General features: G+C 72.8%; 4 protein-coding genes. 1 reads left to right on the plus strand and 3 read right to left on the minus strand.

The window, feature by feature from the left end; genetic code table 11:
* Positions 1 to 428 (minus strand): DUF4870 domain-containing protein (locus DPA01S_RS15765; RefSeq protein ID WP_061917842.1); only part of this gene is annotated, 428 nt, incomplete at its 3' end.
* 108 nt (positions 429 to 536) lie between these two features.
* Here DPA01S_RS15765 and ppc point away from each other — a divergent pair.
* Positions 537 to 3431 carry a phosphoenolpyruvate carboxylase gene (gene ppc, locus DPA01S_RS15770; RefSeq protein WP_232303213.1) on the plus strand — a complete coding sequence of 965 codons (2895 nt, stop codon included), beginning with the start codon at positions 537 to 539 and terminating at the stop codon, positions 3429 to 3431.
* A 42-nt stretch (positions 3432 to 3473) separates the two neighbouring features.
* On the opposite strand, the gene DPA01S_RS15775 is transcribed toward ppc, so the two are convergent.
* Positions 3474 to 4655, minus strand: coding sequence for an MFS transporter (locus DPA01S_RS15775; RefSeq protein ID WP_061228611.1), 1182 nt, complete (start codon positions 4653 to 4655; stop codon positions 3474 to 3476).
* Positions 4656 to 4679: 24 nt separating this feature from the next.
* Positions 4680 to 5023, minus strand: a 344-nt coding sequence (locus DPA01S_RS15780; RefSeq protein WP_157076992.1) for a LysE family transporter, incomplete at its 5' end; no start/stop codon positions are given.

Below are 5023 nucleotides of genomic sequence, written 5' to 3' on the forward strand. Positions count from 1 at the left end.
CGCAGCACCTTGAGCTGGAACGGGTAGTTGATCGTCCGGCCCTTGAGCGCACGGAGGGTGCCGATGACGTGGCCGATGATCTGCGCGAGGAACGACACCGCCAGGAGGATGAGACCGAGCGGGATACCGATCACCGTGATGATGCAGATCCAGCCCACGATGCTCATGAGCCACAGGCCGAGGTTGAAGTTGAACGAGCCGGCCGCGGCCTGGCGGACGAACGGGCTGCGGTCCTTGTAGATCAGCCACATCACGAGCGGACCGACGAATGACAGCCACCCGGCCGACAGCGCCATCGCGATGAGGCTCGACGCGTGGGCCAGGGCCGCGGGCGTGCGGTCGTCGGGCGCGGCCACGGGCGGCTGGCCATACCGCGGATCGCCGTACCGGGGGTCGCCGTGCTGGGAGAAACCGGGCTGCTGGGTCATGACCCCAGTCTCCTCGTGAAGCGGCGCCCGCGCATCGGGGATCTCCCCGGTTCCCGCGACGAGCCAGGTTTCACGCACTTGTCATATGCCGCGCCTACTGTGGCGGACATGGCCGACACCACCCAGTCCGACCAGCGTCCGACCGACCAGCGTCCGACCGAGCCGCCGAGCGCAGACCAGCCCGGCGTCGATCAGCCGGCACCCGACGGCGTCGATCCGCTCGAGGACGCCGTCCGCCCCCTGCGCGACGACGTCCGGTTCCTCGGCGCCCTGCTCGGGGACACCGTGCGCGAGCAGGCCGGCCAGCGGATATTCGACCTGGTGGAGACCGCGCGGCGCACCGCGTTCGCCGTCCGCCGCTCGGAGGCCGACCGCGACGAGGTCGCCGCCCTGTTCACCGACGTGCCCGCCGCCGACGTCATTCCTGTGATCAGGGCGTTCTCCCTATTCGCGCTTCTGGCCAACGTGGCCGAGGACCTCCACCAGGAGCGGCGTCGCCGCATCCACACGGCCGCCGGTTCGCCGCCGCCCGACGGGGATCTCGAGGCCACCTGGGCTCGCCTCGCGAAGACCGAGCCGGACGCCGACAAACTCGAGACTGTCCGGACCACCGCCCGGGTGGTTCCCGTCCTCACCGCACACCCCACCGAGACGCGCCGCCGGTCGGTCTTCGAGATCACCCGCCGCGTGCTCGACCTCATGCGCCGCCGCGACGCGCTGCGGACCGGGCCACAGGACCGCGTCACCGACGCCGAGCTCGCCGAGGTCGAGACCGACATCCGCCGCCAGGTGCTCACCCTGTGGCAGACCGCGATCATCCGCAGCCAGCGCCCCCGCATCGAGGACGAGGTCCTGGGCGGCCTGCAGTATCACGAGGCCACGCTCATGGACGTGATCCCGCCGCTCAACGCCGAGATCGCCGAGCGCCTGGGCGGCGGAGACCGGCCCGTCGTCCGCCCCGGCTCCTGGATCGGCGGCGACCGTGACGGCAACCCGTACGTCACCGGCGACGTCGTCCGATTCGCCACCGAACAGGCCGCCGCGCTGCTGCACCAGCACTACGCCCACCAACTGCGGATGCTCGAGCGCGAACTGCCCCTGTCGCGGCGTGTCGTGGGCGTGCCCACCGAGCTGCGCGACCTCGCGGACTCCCTCGGGGAGGAGGAGGGCGAGCTCAGCGCCGCGCGGAAGGACGTGCCCTTCCGCCGCGCCGTGAGAGTGGTCCGACGCCGCCTCGCCGCGCGGGGGACCACCTCGTCGTCGCCCCGGGCGGGGGGACACGGCGGCGGTGACGACGACGAGGTCGCCACCGCCGAGCCGTACGCCTCCCCCGGTGAGATGCTCGCCGATCTGGAGGTCATCGACGCGGCTCTCGGGGAGTGCGGGGCCGAGATGCTTCGGGCGCCGAGATTGCGTGACCTGCGGTGGGCGGTGCGCACGTTCGGATTCCACCTGCAGGCCCTGGACATGCGGCAGAACTCGGAATCGCACGAGGAGGTGCTCACCGAACTGTTCGCGAAGGCCGGCGTGAGCGAGGACTACTCGGCGCTCGACGAGAACGCGCGCGTGGAGCTGCTGCTGCGCGAGCTCTCGCACGACCGGCCGCTGCTCGGCCCGCGCGCGGAGCTCTCCGAGCTGGCGGAGAAGGAACTCGGGGTGCTGCGGGCGGCCGCCGCGGCCGTGGACCTGCTGGGCGCGGACGTGGTGCCGCACTACATCGTGTCGATGTGCGGGTCCGTGTCCGACCTGCTCGAACCGGCCGTGCTCCTGCGCGAGGTGGGACTGTTCTCCGGCGACCCGGCCGAGCCGCGGTCGAGCGTGCGGCTCATCCCGCTGCTGGAGACGATCGACGACCTCGCCGCCGGGCCGGGCATCCTCGACGCGGCCCTGGCGATCCCGCAGTTCCGCGCGCTCATCCGCGCACAGGGGGACGTGCTCGAAGTGATGCTCGGCTACTCGGACTCCAACAAGGACGGCGGCTACCTGGCCGCGAACTGGGCGCTATACCAGGCCGAACGCGACCTCGTGGAGGCCGCCGACCGCGCCGGCGTGCACCTGCGGTACTTCCACGGTCGCGGTGGCGCGGTCGGCCGCGGGGGCGGCAACTCCTACGAGGCGATCCTCGCCCAGCCGCCGGGCGCCGTGCAGGGCGCGCTGCGGATCACCGAGCAGGGCGAGGTCATCTCCGCCAAGTACTCCGAGCCGCGGCGGGCGCGGCGCAACCTCGAGGCGCTGGTCGCGGCGACGCTCGAGGCGTCCCTGCTCGACGTCGAGGGCCTCGGCGACCGCGCTGAGGAGGCCTACGGCGTGATGGCCGAGCTCGCCACGCTCGGCCGGGAGGCGTACGGGTCGCTCGTGCACTCCGACCCGGGGTTCATCGAGTACTTCACCACCTCCACGCCGGTCGCGGAGATCGGCGAGCTCAACATCGGCTCGCGGCCGTCCTCGCGGAAGCAGACGTCGTCGGTCGAGGACCTGCGGGCGATCCCGTGGGTGCTGTCGTGGTCGCAGTCGCGGGTCATGCTGCCCGGCTGGTTCGGCGTGGGCACCGCGCTGCGGACGTGGATCCACGAGCGCGGCGAGGACGCGGCCGACGAGCGCCTGGCCACGCTGCGGCGGCTGTACGACGACTGGCCGTTCCTGCGCACGACACTGTCCAATATGGCGCAGGTGATGGCCAAGGCGGACATGGGGCTAGCTGGCCGCTACGCCGAACTCGTGCCCGACGCGGAGGTGGGTCGGCGGATCCACGGGGTGATCGCCGACGAGTTCGAGCTCACCCGCGAGATGCTGCTGGCGATCACCGGGCAGGAGACGCTCCTCGACGACAACCCGGCGCTCGCCCGCTCGGTCCGCAACCGCTTCCCCTACCTCGAACCGCTCAACGTGCTGCAGGTCGAGCTGCTGCGCCGATACCGCGCGGGCGACGAGGACCCGGCCGTGCGCACCGGTATCCAGCTGACGATGAACGGCCTGGCGACGGCCCTGCGCAACTCGGGTTAGCGGAACTCGGGTTAGCGGAACTCGGACTAGTAGAGCCGGCAGCTAGCGGAGGCGGCGGGCCGTGACCGGGATGAGCAGGGCGCACACCACCGCGAGCCCCGCGATCCACGGGCCCGGCCCGCCGAAGCGGGACAGCTCGGCGAGGAAGTACGGCGTGCCCATGCCGAGGTACGCCAGAACGTAGAACACGGCGACGAGACCGGCGTGGTCGCGGGGACCCGACTGGAGCTCCACCTCGACCAGACCCGCCACGAGCAGGGTGCCGTAGCCGATGCCCAGCAGGACCGCGACGGGCACGAGCCACAGCGCCCGGCCGGGCAGGTCCGGGGAGGCCACCAGGATCGCGCCGGCCGCCATGCCCGCGCACGCCGACGCGAGGCCGGCGATCGGCGGCCGGGACGGCACGGAGTTCGCGGCGAGGCGTCGGATGGCCGGCTGGATGAGCACGCCCGAGCCGAGGGTCACGCCCACCATGACGCCCGCGTACAGGGTGGGCCGGCCGCCGGCGTCGCCGCCGAGGAGGTCGGCGAGCACCGCGAACGACATGCTCGCGCAGCCGAACACGAGCGGGGCCCACGGCGCGACCCCCAGCAGGAACCTGCGCGAGACGGCGGTGGCGGGGATGAGCGGCGTCGACTCGGTGCCGCCGCGTGGCACGTAGGGGTCGGCGGCGTTCCAGGCCGCGACCAGCGCGACCGTGCCCAGGACGAGGTGCGGCAGATACGCCGAGAGCAGCGGCGCGGGGGCGAACTCGCCCACCACCCCGGCCGCGAGGCCGCTGAGCCCGAACCCGCCGGTCAGGGCGATCGCCGCGCGGCGGGCACCTGTGCCGGGCGGGGCGCCGGCGGACAGTTCACGCACCCACGCGCTGCCGGCGCCGAACGCCGCACCCGACGCGAGGCCGGCGAGGAACCGGCCGAGGTACAGCCACAGCTCATGCTGCGGGCCGAGGAGCATGGCCACGGTCGCGAGCAGCGAGAGCACCAGGACGGGCCGCATGAGGACGCGGCGGCCGTTGCGGTCCGACCACCGGCCGGCGACGAGCAGCGTGGGCAGCAGGCCGACGATGTAGACGCTGAAGACCGCGGTGACGCCGGACTGCGAGAGCCCCTGCTCGGCGCGGTAGAGGTGCAGCAGCGGCGCGAACTGGTTGGCACCCCAGCCCACCGCGAACACCGCGAGGGCGGCGGGCACCCAGCTGCGGCGGTCGACCGGAGAATCCATGAGCAGCAACCTAACCCGCGGGTCTCAGACGAGCGCGGCGATGACGAACGCCACCCCCACCGCCACGAACAGCGCGCTGGCCACGAGGTCGACCCACGGCAGCAGCCGCCCGACCCGCTCGTTGACCGCCCGGTGCGAGGCGACCACTGCGAGCCCGGCGAACCACGCGAGCGCCACCGCGAGCATCCCCGCCACGAGCGCCACCGACCACGCCACCGAGACCTCGTCGCGCAGGAACGGCGTGAGCACGGCGCCGAAGAACACCAGGGCCTTGGGATTGGCGAGGTTCGTGGCCAGGCCGCGCGCGACGTCGCGCCGCACCAGATCCGCTACTCCGAGTCGGGATCCGCTACTCCTGTCGCGGTAGC

Origin of the sequence: Dietzia papillomatosis NBRC 105045 (assembly GCF_001570845.1) — a bacterium.
GTDB lineage: Bacteria > Actinomycetota > Actinomycetes > Mycobacteriales > Mycobacteriaceae > Dietzia > Dietzia cinnamea.